Source organism: Citrobacter freundii ATCC 8090 = MTCC 1658 = NBRC 12681, assembly GCF_011064845.1.
In the GTDB taxonomy this organism is placed as follows: domain Bacteria; phylum Pseudomonadota; class Gammaproteobacteria; order Enterobacterales; family Enterobacteriaceae; genus Citrobacter; species Citrobacter freundii.
In genome coordinates this window covers 3841708-3857310 of record NZ_CP049015.1, presented here as the reverse complement: position 1 = coordinate 3857310, position 15603 = coordinate 3841708, and the positions used below count along the sequence as shown (strand labels likewise).

The window sequence follows — 15603 nt, the reverse complement described above, 5'->3', positions numbered from 1 at the left end:
GAAGTACGTCTCATTTCTACTGGGTAGAAAAGCTGAAAATGGGAATGTTGTATTCTCATGATTACTATTGAGGTGGGAATACTATTTTCCCCTATAATTTGGCAGACAAATCCCGCAAAATTGATTAATCAAATTTTCTATTATCACGCATTCACTAGCCGGAGAGGCGCTGTATGTACGGGAAGCAAACAACGGTATTTGATTCTGACCTTTATTCATCATTGTTCACTCAGGATAAGATGCGGGAAATATGGTCTGACGACAATCTGCTGCGTTGTTGGTTGCGTTTTGAGGCGGCGGTCGCTCGAGTGCAAAGTGAGTTGGGAATTATTCCTGAACAAGCAGCCGTTGAAATTGAACAAACCTGTCGGGAAATACAGATAGACTGGCCAGCCTTGGCGCAGGAAACACAAACGGTCGGCATGGCGATAAAGCCGCTGATCGATCAGATCTCCGCCAGCGGAACACCGCTGGTCAGTCAGTTTCTGCATTGGGGATGCACCACTCAGGATTTACTCGACTCAGGCATGGCGATGAGATTGCAGCAAACGCTGCGGCTATTGCGTGAGCAATTGCTTGATGTTGGCGAAGCCATGAAAGCGATGGCGTTACGACACGCGCGTACGGTAATGGTTGCGCGTACCAATTCGGTGGATGCCTCTGCAACGACGTGGGGGCTTCATGTTTGCAGTTATCTGGCGGAGATAAACCGCCACCTGACACGACTACAGCAGCTGTATCCGCGTGCCGTAACCGGACTTTTTGGCGGTGCGGTGGGGAATCTGGCTTCTGTAGGTAAGCAGGGAATGGAAACGCGCCAGCGGCTGATGTTAGCGTTGGGTCTGAACGTGCCCTGCGGGATTAATAATGCCAGCCAGGATGCGGTTGTTGAGGTTGTGCAGTTTTTTGCTCTTGTTCACGGCACGCTGTGTCGTCTGGCCAACGATGTCGAAACCATGGGACGCACGCCGATTGCAGAAGTACTCGAAGGAGAGGGCGGTGGCGGATCCAGCACCATGCCACACAAAGTTAATCCACGCGCCAGTAATATGGTGCAAACGTTGGCAAGAATGGGGTGGATGTATGCTTCCGGCGCGCCAGCAATGCTGGATCAACAGGATGTACGAGCTGCCTCAATGCGGGTATTAAACTGGACGATCCTCCCGGAGGCCTCTAATGCGTTATCGACCAGCCTGACACGCGCAAAGAATCTGCTTTCGCATCTCATTGTTAATGAAGATAAGATGCGCGCTAATTTTGACTGCTCAAAGCACTTTATTATGTCTGAGTCGCTGACGATGAAGCTTGCCGCCAAAATTGGCAGAGAGTCCGCCTATAACCTGGTAAAAAATCTGCTGAAGCATGCAACCGGCGAGTACAGCTTCATGGAGATCGTACAGGCTAGCCCGGAAATCCGCGCGTCATTATCTGGGGCGGAAATTGCTGCCGCCTGCGAGCCGCTGTCATATATCGGGGCTAACGACGCGTTAATCGCTGAGACTATCGCTGAGTTCGATCGCGTGAAAACCGCAGATATTGCCTGATTCGTCATGTCGCCGGGAGGGATAGCTCTCCTGGCGGTTGGTGGCACTAAGTATTGTGGGACGATGCCGAAAATGTTTCGAAAAAGACGAATAATTCTTCCAGTTGGGCAAAATTCCCCTCGCTATCTCCTTTCTCATAAGCCAGATGTAGAATGAGTTCGATAAAAAAGAAGCCAAGAATACGGCTTTGAAAAATGGAATGTACGTCGCTTGGGAGAACAAACTGCAGATCGCAGAACTTACCGTAAGGGTTCGCCTCTGAGTTGGTCACCAACACTACGGCGGCATTCTTTTTTCTGAACCATCTTGCAATATTGAGGGCGACCCGGTTAAATCGATAGTAAGAGAAAACAATCAGGACATCTCCTTCCTCAATGTTGACGAGACATTTGGGGAGTTCGCTGATGTCCGTCGGTAACAGGGAGATGTTACTGCGGAAGTACTTTAGCAGTGTACAAAAATGCGTTGCCATGGCATGAGACGATGAAGGGCCGACGACATAAATATGACGTTTGTTGTTCAGCACCAGATCGATAAATGCATTAAGGCTCTCAATATCGATATTATTTTTAAATTGATTAAATAATTCTGATACTTTGTAGGTGAAATCGGTAACGATACTTTCAGTGGTAATCCCAGGATTGTTACGCAGTTTGATGTTTTTCTCAAACGGTGCGGATATTTTATTTTTTGACAGCGTGATGTCTAATGCCTTACGGAAAGCAGCATAACCCGTAAACCCCATTTTATTTAAAAATCGGCCAATAGTTGCTTTGCTTACCATCGCATTTTGCGAGAGATCAACAATGCCATGGTAAGGCAGTTCATTGAAGTGTTTATTAATGTACTCATTAAGTCGGCACTCAGATTCAGTTAGATCACCCATATTAAGAGTAAGTAAGTTATACTCATCCAGACTTAATGTGTTTTTATTATACATGGATAACACCCGATTGCTGTTGAATATCAACGTTGTTATAGGGTAATACGCTTTCGACGTCAATCATTGAATGAATATCCTGGAAACCCGCATCCAGCTCTTCCTGGAAGATATGACCATACTCATATAAGTTGCGATCTTACTCACAAAAAGGGGTGGGAAAATATCTTTCCCGTATTTTATAACCATACAACCCATTACAATTAAATCTCAATATTTGAGTGTGTAATACGATAAATTTACGTACATATTATAACTGCTTATATATGGAGGCGCTTTTTTACTATCCTACATAAGCAATGATGATATGACGGGTAACCCTACCAAATTTGTATGGCATAGGAATTGTTATTATGACAGCGTTTATTATAGCAATAGTGATAACAGTTATTGCAGCATGGTTAATTGTAAAAAACTATCAGCCGCAAACTGTTTTATTACTCGCTGGACTGGCATTATTGACCATTACCGTATTGTTTTATCCTGAAAACAGCATTCTCTATGATAAAGCGAAATCCACGGGGTCAACCTGGCTGGACATCTTTAGCTTTGCCAAAGAATCGCTGACCACACAAATTGCGGGTATTGGTCTTATCATCATGGCGGCGGGTGGATTTGCCAGCTATATGGATCACATCAAAGCGTCGAATGCGATGGTGAATATGTGCATTCGTCCGCTACAGGTGATTAAAGCGCCTTACCTGATCCTCGCGTTGGGGTACATCTGCGCACAGCTTCTGCACGTGGCAATTTCAAGTGCGGCGGGGCTGGCGATGTTGCTGCTGGTGACATTCTTCCCGGTACTGGTTCGTCTTGGGGTCAGTAAAGCTTCTGCAGCCGCGATGATCGGTCTGTGCGCATTTATGGATCTAGGGCCTGCGGTTGGTACTGCGAATCTGGCGGCCAAGCATGCTGGCATGGAAAGCGCTATCTACTTCGCTCATTACCAGATGCCGGTGGCGGTGGTGGTGATGTTGGCCGTTGCTGTAGTGATTTACTTCACCGCGAAGTATTTCGACAAAAAGGATGGCTTCATATCAGGCGAGCAAAGCGTCGTGCAAGCAGAAGAAGAGGGCCGCAAGGCACCCGCTATTTACGCGTTGTTACCGGTCCTGCCTGTAGCACTGGTGCTGGTCTTTAGCCCTTTGGTGATCAAATCCATCAAAATTGACGTGGTCACGGCAATGATCCTTGGCGCGGTCGTCGCGTTTTTCTTCGAACTGGTGGCTACCCGAGATTTCAAAAACTGCTGTAAAGGGTTACAGGTCTTTTTCAAAGGCATGGGCAGCATGTTTACCAGTATTGTTTCCTTGTTGGTGTGTGCGGATATCTATGCCCAGGGGCTGCAGAAAATTGGCGCGGTGGACTACCTGTTGCAGTCAGTGCAAAACGCAGGCCTGGGTTTTACCAGTATGACGCTGGTGATGACCGCGCTGGTGGGCGTCACCGCCGTCCTGACAGGCTCTGGCGTAGCCGCCTTTTTCTCTTTCTCCGGCCTGGCTCCCTCCATTGCGGCAAAATTTGGTGAGAGCGCTGTCAATATGATTCTGCCAATGCAGTTGATGGCGGGAATGGGGCGCTCAATGTCTCCTGTGGCTGGCATCATTATTGCGGTAAGCAAAGCAGGGGAATGTTCACCGTTTATGATCGTCAGAAGAACGCTGCTTCCAGCGCTGGCCGGTATCGCGGCGATGCTGGTTGCCAACTATGTCCTGATTTGAATCCCGAGAGCCTGTTAATGCAGGCTCTTATTTTTTTATCTGGTTGTAATTTATGGATGGCAACGTGACAAACGATGTTTTATACGTCCCGTTTACGGGGAAGTTACTGCTTGAGTCTCCGTTATTGAACAAGGGAAGTAGCTTCACGCAGCAAGAAAGACATGACTTTAATCTGAGTGGACTACTGCCTTGCGCCATTGAGAATATTGATGAACAAGCCGAGCGGGCGTATCAACAATATCTTGAGGCTGAATCCCACAACGCTCGACATATTTATCTGCGTAATATTCAGGATACCAACGAAACGTTATTTTATTACCTGCTGAAAAAGCATCTGCCGGAGATGCTGCCCATCGTTTATACCCCGGTAGTCGGGGCCGCTTGCGAAAAGTTCTCCTGGATATATCGTCGTGCGCGTGGCGTCTTTATTTCATGGCCCGATCGCGATCGTATTGACGATATTTTGCATGATATTCCACGGCACAATATCAAGGTCATCGTCGTTACAGATGGCGAACGCATTCTGGGACTGGGTGACCAGGGCGTAGGCGGTATGGGGATCCCTATCGGAAAACTGTCGCTCTATACCGTATGTGGCGGGGTAAATCCGGCTAATACGCTCCCCATTCTACTGGATGTCGGGACGAACAATACGCGACTGCTGGACGATCCGCGCTATATCGGCTGGCGTCATCCGCGTATCACCGGTGAAGACTACTTCGCATTTATTGGCATGTTTATTGCGGCCGTAAAACGGCGCTGGCCTGACGTTTTGCTGCAGTTTGAAGACTTCGCTCAACATACCGCAGTGCCTCTGCTGGAGCGTTATCGCGATGATCTGTGCTGCTTTAATGATGACATTCAGGGCACTGCGTCGGTAGCTCTGGCGACCTTACTTGCCGCATGTCGTGGCAGCGGCCGCGATTTCTGCAAGCAACCGATCGTGATTGTGGGAGCGGGCGCAGCCGGATGTGGCATAGCCCGGCATATCATTGCCTGTCGCATCAGTGAAGGGATGAGCCAGTCTGAAGCCAGACGGACAATTTTTATGGTGGATCGCGACGGTCTGGTGATGACCACCAATCATGCTTTAGCGGATTTCCAGCAACCGCTGGCACAACCTCCCGAGGCCTTATCTGACTGGCAGTATGAGGGGCAGGCGCCGTCATTACTGGAGGTGATTCATAATGTCAAACCCACGGTGATGCTGGGTGTGTCGGGCCAGGCCGGATTGTTCTCGCAGGAGGTGATTAGCACGATGTATCAATACTGCGATCACCCGATTGTTATGCCGCTGTCGAATCCCACCTCGAGAATGGAAGCGCGGCCAGAAGATATTGTTCGCTGGACCAGGGGACAGGCCATCATCGCGACCGGCAGCCCCTGTGATGCAGTTGAATTTAATGGGCGCTCCATTCCGGTTGCGCAATGTAATAACGTGTATGTTTTCCCGGCTATCGGTCTGGGGGCTATCGCCAGTGGTGCGACGCGCATAACAGACGCTATGCTGATGGCGGCAAGCTGCGCACTGGCCGATGCTTCTCCGCTGGTTCGTAACGGGGAAGGCGCTCTGTTGCCGGAGATTGGGACAATCTGCGACGTGACTCGCAGCATTGCTTTTGAGGTCGGTAAGGCGGCACAGCAGTCCGGTGTGGCAGAGAAGATAAGCGACGAGGTGTTGCTGCAGAGCATCAACGATAACTTTTGGCTACCGCACTACCGTCCTTATAAACGCCGGGCAATTTAGTCATTCTTCCTGGAATTGTTAACGGCTATTGGTTGCCTCTATGGATAAGGTGTATTATTTATGCAACTTAATTGTGGAGGCATTATGTCCGGCAAACGTATTGCACGTGAAAAAATGACGATCCAGAGAATGATCTCGCTGTATGAAAGCCAGTGTCCGCAGGCTTCAGACGAGCCGGGGCATTACGATGCGTTGTTTGCCTATGCGCAAAAACGCCTCAATAAGTGCGTCTTTGGTGAGGAAAAACCGGCCTGTAAGCAGTGTCCGGTGCACTGCTATCAATCTGCCAAACGCGAAGAGATGAAGCAAATTATGCGTTGGGCTGGGCCAAGAATGCTCTGGCGTCATCCGATCCTAACCGTACGTCATCTGATTGATGACAAACGCCCTGTCCCGGAATTGCCAGAGAAATACCAGCGTAAGAAGTAATTCAGATGCCCGATAAGCGTGGCGCTATCGGGCGAACCGTTAAACCAGCGCATCCTTATCAATGCCCAGGCGTTTCATACGCGAGAGTAACGTGGTGCGTTTCAGCCCCAGCCGTTGTGCCGCGCCTTTAGGTCCGGCAACCACGCCGTTGGTCTCTTTCAGAACGCGCATGATCAACTGGTATTCATCTTCGCCGTCCTGTGCGACTTCGGTTGCCACCGGAGGCGTAGATGGCATCAAAGGGGCAATATCCGGCAGGGACAGTTGCAGTACGTTGCCTCGGGTAAGCAGAACCGCACGTTCTACCACGTTTTCCAGCTCGCGCACGTTGCCCGGCCACTCCATGCTGCTCAGCGTACGCAGCGCCTCGGCGGGAATGCTGTCGATATTGCGCCCCATCCGGCGAGCAATTTTAAAGGTAAAGGCTTTTACCAGCAGCGGAATATCTTCCGGGCGCTCACGCAGCGGCGGCAGATGGATCGGGAAGACGTTCAGTCGATAGTAGAGATCGTTACGAAACTCGCGATCGGCTACCATCTTTTTCAGATCGCGGTTAGTGGCGGCGATCAAGCGTACGTCGGTCTGGATCAGTTTATTGCTGCCCAGACGTTCAAACTCCTGCTCCTGCAAAACGCGCAGCAGCTTAGGCTGTAGCTCCAGTGGCATGTCGCCCACTTCGTCGAGGAACAGCGAGCTTTTATCGGCCAGTTCGAAACGACCAATCCGCTGCGTGCTGGCACCGGTAAACGCGCCGCGCTCATGACCAAACAGATCGCTTTCCAGTAATCCGGCAGGCATTGCCGCGCAGTTCATCTTCACCATCCGACGGGCGTTACGTCCGCTCAGGTTGTGAATGGCCCGTGCGATCAGCTCTTTACCCGTTCCGGTCTCACCCAGAATCAGGACGGTGCTGTCGCTTTGCGCCACCATTTCGACCTGCTTGAGTACGCTGTACATCGCTTCGCTGCGGCCAATGATTTCGCCGAACTCACTCTCTACATTGTTGAGTTGTTCAGTCAGCGCCAGGTTTTCATCTACCAGACGTTCTTTCAGGCGGTGAATCTCCTGATACGCAAGCGCGTTATCCACGGCAATTGCCACACGCTCGGCAATTTGGCGCAATAGCTTGAGGTTGGCGGTAGTGAAAACTTTCTCTTCGCACTGTGCCAGCTTGAGTACGCCGAGCATCGTATTGCCCGACATCAGCGGTAACAGACACAGGGTTTGTAGCTGGTTGCCCCAGGTTTCGAACAGCATCCGTTCGTAAGGAGCGAGCGTATCGCGTTCGCTCAGATTAATCAGCAGCATCTCTTTGCTTTTGAACACGCGTTCGGAAAGCGTACCTGCTTCATCCACTTCACTTTGTTCGTGCGCTGGATGATGTTCATCCAGATAGTGGGTGGAATAAATGCTGAGCTTGTTTTTACGATCGCTGCGTAACACGATGCTGATGGCATCAATGTCGAAGTAGTGATGGATCTCTTTGGCGACTTCGCTGACCAGTTCGTCAATGTCCAGGCGGGAGAGTACCGCATTGGTGATGGCGACCAGGATACGAAAGTTATCACGCTCGCGGCACAACAGATCGTAATCGACGTTGTTGCTGACCCTGCTTTGAATTTGTTCAGCAACGACGCCGACTATCTGGGTGAAGGTCTGTAGACGGTTATATTCTTTTTCACTCCATGGACGATCTTCATTACGGATGAACTCGCAACCGCCAAAGATACGCCCATCCGCCGCCAGCGGCAGCAGGCAGTAGTGGCCAAATTCAGAATACAGTCCACCTGAAGCCAACTGTGGCCAGGTTTCCGTAAACTCATGATAGTTGCAGTGCAGCGCATCGGGGCGAGACAAAATACGGCGTACCGGGCCATGGGCCAGTACCGTTTCGTCTTCGTAATCGATGGGTTTACCATTTTCACGCGTCGCAAAATAACGCGCACGCTGCGTTTGTGCCTGCCATAAGACAATAGCCGCACAGTCGGCCAGCGCTGAACGCTTGACCAGCTGCGAAAGCGCCTCGCTAAGAGACGGGAGATCGGGCTGCTGTAATAATGTACGAGTAATATCGAACAGGCCTTGCTGTCCGAGGTCACTCATCGGTGTATACGACATATTGCTTTTCCAGGAAAAGCACCGCAGAACGGTGCGAAAACGGTAAATGAATTATAGGTATAAGTCGTAAATTATTGCCGGATAGCGATTTCGCTTATCCGGCCTACACGTTGCTGCTAATGGGCAGTTAGCATATACGAGGTAAAGGTTCGGCGTGTGGTAAATCGAGGGTTCGTTTCACGCCGTAAAGTCCGGCCAGACGCACACCTTTGCGTTCTACCACTTCGCCAATCATTGCGGCATCGCGTCCTAATGGATGCGCGCGCAGCGCGGCAAGCGCCGTTTCAGCGGCCTGACGCTCAACGGCAATCACCAGCTTACCTTCGTTAGCAAAGTTGAGCGCATCCAGTCCCAGCAGTTCGCAAACGCCACGCACAGCGGGCTTCACGGGTAGGGCCGCTTCAGACAGCTCAATACCAAACCCGCATGATGCGGCAAATTCATGCGTTACCGCATTCACGCCGCCACGGGTGGCGTCACGCAGCGCCTTCACGCCAGGAATATCACGCAGCGTCTGGATAAGCGGCGTCAATACCGCGCAGTCGCTGACCAGTTCGCCATCAAGACCCAACTGTTCGCGCAGGTTAAGGATAGTTGCGCCGTGATCGCCAAGCGTACCGCTGACCAGCAGCACATCGCCCACGCTCAGGGTCTGTGCGCCCCAGTGAATGTTGGCGGGGATCGCGCCCATTCCGGCGGTGTTGATAAAAAGCTTGTCCGCCGCGCCGCGCTGTACAACCTTGGTGTCGCCGGTGACGATGGCGATACCCGCTTCGCGCGCGGTTGCCGCCATGCTGTTAACGACGGTTTTCAGCGTCTCCATTGGTAAACCTTCTTCGAGGATAAAACCGCAGGAGAGATAGCGCGGGATCGCGCCGCTGACCGCCACGTCGTTAGCCGTACCACAGATAGCCAGCTTGCCGATATTACCGCCCGGGAAGAACAACGGATCGATAACATAGCTGTCGGTTGAAAACGCCAGACGATCGCCTTCAGCGACCAGTTGCGCCAGTTCCAGACGTGCCTGATCTTCTTGTTCCGCCAGCCACGGATTCGCGAATGCCTCCATAAACAGACTGTTGATCAACTGCTGCATAGCCTGACCGCCGCTACCGTGGGCGAGTTGTACGCTGCTCATGCTTCACACTCCTGCTGACGATACTGATACCAGGCGGCACATGCGCCTTCTGAGGAGACCATCAGGGCGCCAAAAGCGGTCTCCGGGTTACACGTTTTGCCAAATAATGGGCACTGATGTGGTTTACATCTGCCCGTCAGCACTTCCCCACAACGCGCGCGCGGATCGTCATACACCTGCTGCGGCGCTGGCTGGAAATGGGCTTCGGCATCAAAGCGCTGATAGTCAGGCGTCAGGTGAACGCCAGAGGATTCGATAACGCCCAGACCGCGCCATTCGCTGTCGCCATTGACGCAGAACACCTCGGCGATGGCCTGTTGCGCTAACGCGTTACCGGCGTCCGGTACCACGCGACGGTACTGGTTTTCTACCTGGCTGTGCGCGGCAATTTTCTGCTCAATTAACATCACCACGCCTTGCAGGAGATCGAGCGGTTCAAAACCGGCGACCACTAACGGACGATGGAAGTCTGAAGCAATGAAATTATAGGCATCAGTGCCAATCACCATGCTGACGTGGCCTGGTGCTAAAAAGGCGTCAATACCGTTGTCCGGCTGTTCCAGCAGGCTGCGCAGCGTAGGGATAAGCGTGATGTGCTGGCAGAAAAAGTAAAAGTTCTGCACATCACGCTGCTTTGCCTGTTGCAGAGTGATAGCGGTCGTTGGCATTGTGGTTTCAAAACCCAGACCAAAGAACACCACCTTACGCGTTGGGTTTTCCTGTGCCAGTTTCAGCGCATCCATCGGTGAATAGACGATGCGGATATCTGCACCGCGCGCCTTGGCTTGCAGCAGGGAGCCTTGCTTACCCGGGACGCGCATCGCATCACCAAAGGTGCAGAAAATGACTTCTGGATGACTGGCGATTTCTACACAGCTGTCGATTCTACCCATCGGCAGAACGCAAACCGGGCAACCCGGACCATGAATAAACTCCACGTTTTCCGGTAGCAACTGGTCGAGGCCGAATTTGAAGATAGCGTGGGTATGACCACCACAAACTTCCATGATGCGCAGTGGGCGTTCAGCCGTGTAGGGGAGGTGGGCGGCACGTTCAGACAGGTGCTCTATCAGTTGCATCACCTGCTCTGGTGCGCGGTATTCGTCAACAAAACGCATTTATTTTTCCTCGCCGTACAGCAACGCGCCGACATCCGGCTCAACGTCAAACATGTTTTGCAGCGCGTCGAGCGTATCGCGCGCTTCAGCTTCATTAATGATGCTCATGGCAAAACCGACGTGGACCAGTACCCACTGGCCGAGGCGCGGTTGGCCATGTTCATCACAGCTACCGACCAGCGTCAGGTCGACGTCGCGCTGAATACCGCAAACGTCGACTTTGGCCTGGTTGCCATCAATGGTGCGGATTTGACCCGGAACACCTATGCACATCGCTGCGTCTCCAGCCAGGAGAGCCATTGATCCATCCCTTCACCACTGGTGGCGGAAATCAGGATAATCTCAATTCCCGGGTTCACTTCCCGGGCGCTGGCGATGCATTTTTCAACGTCAAAATTGAGGTACGGTAGCAGATCCACTTTGTTGAGCAGCATCAGCGATGCGGCGGCAAACATATGTGGATATTTCAGCGGTTTGTCTTCACCTTCGGTGACGGAAAGCACGGCCACTTTATGGCGCTCGCCGAGGTCGAAGCTGGCCGGGCAGACCAGGTTGCCGACGTTCTCAATGAACAGAATGCCGTTATCGTCAAGCGGCAAACGCGGCGCAGCGTCAGCAATCATTTGTGCGTCAAGGTGGCAACCTTTACCGGTGTTGACTTGAATGGCGGGCGTGCCTGTGGCGCGAATACGGGCAGCATCGTTCACCGTCTGCTGGTCACCTTCAATAACGGCGCACGGCACGCTATCTTTCAGCTTCATCAGCGTTTCGGTCAGCAGCGTGGTTTTACCGGAGCCCGGGCTTGAAACAAGGTTCAGCACCAGATGCTGACGGGCCGCAAAGCGGGCACGGTTGCGCTCGGCCAGGCGGTTGTTTTTGTCCAGTACGTCAATTTCCACTTCCAGCATACGGCGTTGGCTCATACCTGGTGCGTGGGTTCCTGCCTCACCGTGACCGTAGTGCAAATCGCCTTCTTCGGTCTGGCTCGGTGTGAAATTTGAGGTCTTCACACCGGTAATATTCAGCGCTGGACGAGCCGCTGGGGCAAATGGCGCGCTGCGAAACGCCGAGTGGGGATTATGCTCATCACCCTCTATATATAGGTTGCCTTCAGCGCAACCACATGTCGTACACATCGCTCACTCCTGATCTTTTTACTTGCGATACATCTGTTGCCGGATGACTGCGTTGCCTTATCCGGCCTACAAACGAGCTCTTTCTGTAGGCTGGATAAGACGCTTAAGCGTCGCCATCCGGCGCTGGAGTCTGATCTATTTCAATACGTCGAATCTGTAGGCCGTCATCGGCCACAATTCTCAGCATATCGCTGTTGCATTGCGGACATCGGCGCACGCGTTGCGTCAGTAACGTGACGTATTGTTGACAAGATTCGCACCAACATTCGGCTTCTTGTTCTTCGAGGTGGAGTTTACAACCTTCTGCAAGGGTCCCGCGGCATACCAGATCAAAACAAAAGGAGAGAGCGCTGGTTTCTACGCAAGAAAATGCGCCAATTTTGAGCCAGACCCCAGTTACTCGCTGAGCACCGTGTTGCGTGGCCTGTTGTTCAATCAATTCCAGTGCCCGTTGGCAGAGGGTTATTTCGTGCATACCGCCTCCTGTGAAGTTGCCATATCAAAAGCAATAAGCATGCCAGGTTGAATTCTTTCATTCGTGACAATGACGATAATGACGAAATGACATGTCGTCACCCGCCTTTTATTTTTTATCTATATGAAAATTAAGTAATTTAATTTTGGCATGAAATGTGCTTAAGGCTGTTCATCTCTGCTAAACGGGTAACCTGACATGACTATTTGGGAAATAAGCGAAAAAGCCGATTACATCGCTGAACGGCATCGTCGCCTACAGGACCAGTGGCGTATTTACTGCAACTCGCTGGTTCAGGGGATCACCCTCTCGAAAGCGCGTTTGCATCATGCAATGAGCTGTGCGCCGGACAAAGATCTCTGCTTTGTCCTTTTTGAACACTTCACTATCTACGTCACGCTGGCGGATGGCTTCAATAGCCACACCATCGAGTACTACGTCGAAACAAAAGATGGTGATGATAAGCAACTGATTGCACAGGCACAGTTGACCATCGACGGTCAAGTCGATGAGCGTTTCAGTAACCGCGATCGCGAACAGGTGCTGGAGCACTATCTCGAGAAAATCGCCACCGTCTACGACAGCCTGTACACCGCGGTTGAGAACAATATGCCGGTGAATTTAAGCCAACTGGTTGAGGGACATAGCCCGGCTTAAGCCTCAGGTGCTGTCCACTTTGTCATGATGCGGTTTACATACTGCGTCACGATGTTTTAGGGAATGGGCATGTCGAAAAATGTCGAAATGACATTTTGCAGACATGTTTTCGTCAAAAATGACTATCACCTGAGGAATGCCTGGTGAATCGTTTTGTAATTGCTGACTCCACTCTTTGTATTGGCTGCCACACCTGTGAAGCCGCCTGCTCAGAGACACATCGCCAGCATGGCCTGCAGTCAATGCCGCGCCTGAAAGTGATGTTAAATGAAAAAGAATCCGCGCCGCAGCTTTGCCACCAGTGTGAAGATGCGCCTTGCGCCACCGTGTGTCCGGTTAATGCCATTAACCGCGTTGATGGCGCCGTACAGCTGAATGAAAGCCTGTGCGTAAGCTGCAAACTGTGCGGGATCGCTTGTCCGTTTGGCGCGATAGAGTTTTCTGGTAGCCGTCCGCTGCATATCCCGGCAAACGCCAATACGCCAAAAGCGCCTCCGGCTCCGCCAGCGCCTGCTCGCGTGAGTTCGCTGTTGGACTGGGTTCCAGGCGTTCGTGCCATCGCGGTGAAATGCGATCTGTGCAGTTTTGACGAGCTTGGTCCGGCCTGCGTGCGCATGTGTCCGACCAAAGCCCTGCACCTGGTGAGCAACATGGATATCGCCCGCGCCAGCAAACGTAAGCGTGAGCTGACTTTCAATACCGATTTTGGCGATCTCACCTTGTTTCAGCAGGCTCAGAGTGGGGATGCAAAATGAGCGCAATTTCACTGATTAACAGCGGCGTGGCCTGGTTTACAGCGGCTGCGGTTCTGGCATTTCTGTTTTCATTTCATAAATCGCTGAGCGGCTGGATTGCTGGAGTTGGCGGTGCGGTCGGCAGCTTGTGTACGGCAGCCGCTGGTTTTACCGTTCTGACTAATGCGCTGGCGGTGAGCGGCGTGATGCCGTTTATTGGGCACAGTCTGCAAATTACTCCGCTGAATGCTATCTGGCTGATTACGCTGGGACTGTGCGGCCTGTTTGTCAGCCTGTACAACATTGACTGGCATCGTCATCCGCAGGTGAAAGCTAACGGCCTGCTGGTGAATCTGCTGATGGCCGCGGCGGTATGTGCGGTGGTTGCCAGCAACCTCGGTACGCTGGTGGTGATGGCGGAAATCATGGCGCTGTGTGCCGTGTTCCTCACCGGCTGCAGTAAAGAAGGCAAACTGTGGTTTGCGCTGGGGCGTATTGGTACGCTGCTGCTGGCGGTTGCCTGCTACCTTGTGTGGCAACGTTACGGCACTCTGGAGCTGCGTCTGCTAGACCTGCGCACCCAGGAGCTGCCGCTCGGGTCTGACATCTGGCTGCTGGGCGTGGCAGGTTTTGGCCTGCTGGCCGGGATTATTCCTCTGCATGGTTGGGTGCCACAGGCACACGCCAATGCCAGCGCACCGGCTGCGGCACTGTTCTCTACCGTCGTCATGAAGGTCGGTCTACTGGGTATTCTCTCCCTGTCGCTGCTGGGCGGTAATGCACCGCTGTGGTGGGGGGTTACGCTGCTGGTGTTGGGCATGATCACCGCATTTGTTGGCGGTCTGTATGCGCTGATGGAACACAATATCCAGCGCCTGCTGGCGTACCACACGCTGGAAAACATCGGCATTATTCTGCTGGGGCTGGGCGCTGGCGTGACCGGGATTTCCCTGAATCAACCGGCGCTGATTGCGCTGGGTTTGACCGGCGGTCTGTACCACCTGGTAAACCACAGCCTTTTCAAAAGCGTTCTATTCCTGGGCGCAGGCAGCATCTGGTTCCGTACCGGTCATCGTGATATCGAAAAACTGGGCGGTATCGGCAAACGCATGCCGGTTATCTCTCTGGCGATGCTGGTTGGCCTGATGGCGATGGCCGCGCTGCCGCCGCTGAACGGTTTTGCCGGTGAGTGGGTTATCTATCAATCCTTCTTCAAGCTGGGTAACAGCGGGGCGTTTGTCGGTCGTCTGTTAGGGCCGTTGCTGGCGGTTGGGCTGGCAATTACCGGCGCGCTGGCGGTGATGTGTATGGCGAAAGTCTATGGCGTAACGTTCCTTGGTGCACCGCGCACGAAGGAAGCTGAAAACGCCTGCTGCGCACCAATCCTGATGGGCGTGAGCGTCGTTGCGCTGGCTATCTGCTGTGTGATTGGCGGCGTGGCTGCGCCGTGGCTGCTGCCGATGATCTCATCTGCCGTTCCGCTGCCGCTGGAAACTGCGAACACCACCGTTTCTCAGCCAATGATCACGCTGCTGCTGATCGCATGTCCGCTGCTGCCGTTCATCATCATGGCAATTTTCAAAGGCAACCGTCTGCCGTCGCGTTCACGCGGTGCGGCATGGGTGTGTGGTTACGATCACGAGCAGTCAATGGTCATTACCGCGCACGGTTTTGCCATGCCGGTGAAAGAAGCCTTTGCCCCGGTACTCAAACTGCGTAAGTGGTTGAATCCGGTATCACTGGTTCCGGGCTGGGAGAATGCGGCTGCGCCGGTGCTGTTCCGTCGCCTGGCGCTGATTGAGCTGGCGGTGCTGGTGGTGATTGTGGTTTCACGAGGAGCCTGAAA

The 15603-nt window shown here is 52.6% G+C and carries 14 protein-coding genes; 7 read left to right on the top strand and 7 right to left on the bottom strand.

Going from position 1 to position 15603, the window contains the following annotated elements; all coding sequences use genetic code 11:
• Positions 1 to 173: 173 nt before the first annotated feature.
• Positions 174 to 1544: a class-II fumarase/aspartase family protein gene (locus tag G4551_RS18505; protein WP_003840287.1), complete on the top strand. Its 1371-nt coding sequence runs from the start codon at positions 174 to 176 to the stop codon at positions 1542 to 1544.
• A 46-nt stretch (positions 1545 to 1590) separates the two neighbouring features.
• On the opposite strand, the gene G4551_RS18500 is transcribed toward G4551_RS18505, so the two are convergent.
• Positions 1591 to 2484 carry a MurR/RpiR family transcriptional regulator gene (locus tag G4551_RS18500; RefSeq protein ID WP_003840284.1) on the bottom strand — a complete coding sequence of 298 codons (894 nt, stop codon included), beginning with the start codon at positions 2482 to 2484 and terminating at the stop codon, positions 1591 to 1593.
• 353 nt (positions 2485 to 2837) lie between these two features.
• Here G4551_RS18500 and dcuC point away from each other — a divergent pair, with 353 nt between their 5' ends.
• The 3 genes from dcuC (at position 2838) to G4551_RS18485 (ending at position 6381) form a co-directional block, all read left to right on the top strand.
• Complete coding sequence (gene dcuC, locus G4551_RS18495) at positions 2838 to 4205, top strand: C4-dicarboxylate transporter DcuC (RefSeq protein WP_003840282.1); 1368 nt, start codon at positions 2838 to 2840, stop codon at positions 4203 to 4205.
• A 52-nt stretch (positions 4206 to 4257) separates the two neighbouring features.
• Positions 4258 to 5952 carry an NAD-dependent malic enzyme gene (locus G4551_RS18490; RefSeq protein WP_003840279.1) on the top strand — a complete coding sequence of 565 codons (1695 nt, stop codon included), beginning with the start codon at positions 4258 to 4260 and terminating at the stop codon, positions 5950 to 5952.
• Between the two features lie 84 nt (positions 5953 to 6036).
• Entirely contained in the window at positions 6037 to 6381 is a 345-nt protein-coding gene (locus G4551_RS18485; RefSeq protein ID WP_003840278.1) for a nitrous oxide-stimulated promoter family protein, read from the top strand.
• 39 nt (positions 6382 to 6420) lie between these two features.
• On the opposite strand, the gene flhA is transcribed toward G4551_RS18485, so the two are convergent.
• The 6 genes from flhA to hypA form a co-directional block, all read right to left on the bottom strand.
• Positions 6421 to 8499, bottom strand: coding sequence for a formate hydrogenlyase transcriptional activator FlhA (gene flhA, locus G4551_RS18480; RefSeq protein WP_003840276.1), 2079 nt, complete (start codon positions 8497 to 8499; stop codon positions 6421 to 6423).
• Between the two features lie 127 nt (positions 8500 to 8626).
• The gene (gene hypE / locus G4551_RS18475; RefSeq protein WP_003037416.1) at positions 8627 to 9637 is read right to left on the bottom strand and encodes a hydrogenase expression/formation protein HypE; all 1011 of its coding nucleotides are present in this window, start codon (positions 9635 to 9637) and stop codon (positions 8627 to 8629) included.
• Positions 9634 to 10755: a hydrogenase formation protein HypD gene (gene hypD, locus G4551_RS18470; RefSeq protein WP_003037413.1), complete on the bottom strand. Its 1122-nt coding sequence runs from the start codon at positions 10753 to 10755 to the stop codon at positions 9634 to 9636. Before hypD ends, hypE begins: the two co-directional genes overlap by 4 nt.
• Positions 10756 to 11028, bottom strand: coding sequence for a hydrogenase 3 maturation protein HypC (hypC, locus tag G4551_RS18465; protein ID WP_003037411.1), 273 nt, complete (start codon positions 11026 to 11028; stop codon positions 10756 to 10758). It lies immediately after the preceding gene.
• Positions 11019 to 11891 carry a hydrogenase nickel incorporation protein HypB gene (gene hypB, locus G4551_RS18460; RefSeq protein WP_003037409.1) on the bottom strand — a complete coding sequence of 291 codons (873 nt, stop codon included), beginning with the start codon at positions 11889 to 11891 and terminating at the stop codon, positions 11019 to 11021. Before hypB ends, hypC begins: the two co-directional genes overlap by 10 nt.
• A 103-nt stretch (positions 11892 to 11994) precedes the next feature.
• Positions 11995 to 12366, bottom strand: coding sequence for a hydrogenase maturation nickel metallochaperone HypA (gene hypA, locus G4551_RS18455; protein WP_003037406.1), 372 nt, complete (start codon positions 12364 to 12366; stop codon positions 11995 to 11997).
• Between the two features lie 198 nt (positions 12367 to 12564).
• Here hypA and hycA point away from each other — a divergent pair, with 198 nt between their 5' ends.
• The 3 genes from hycA (at position 12565) to hycC (ending at position 15601) form a co-directional block, all read left to right on the top strand.
• The gene (gene hycA, locus G4551_RS18450; protein ID WP_003840271.1) at positions 12565 to 13023 is read left to right on the top strand and encodes a formate hydrogenlyase regulator HycA; all 459 of its coding nucleotides are present in this window, start codon (positions 12565 to 12567) and stop codon (positions 13021 to 13023) included.
• Between the two features lie 143 nt (positions 13024 to 13166).
• On the top strand, positions 13167 to 13778 hold the full coding sequence (hycB, locus tag G4551_RS18445; protein ID WP_003037401.1) for a formate hydrogenlyase subunit HycB: 612 nt from the start codon (positions 13167 to 13169) through the stop codon (positions 13776 to 13778).
• Positions 13775 to 15601 (top strand): formate hydrogenlyase subunit 3, encoded by a 1827-nt coding sequence (gene hycC, locus G4551_RS18440; RefSeq protein ID WP_003840269.1) that lies wholly within the window; start codon positions 13775 to 13777, stop codon positions 15599 to 15601. The genes hycB and hycC overlap by 4 nt, the downstream gene beginning before the upstream one ends.
• Positions 15602 to 15603 lie beyond the last annotated feature (2 nt).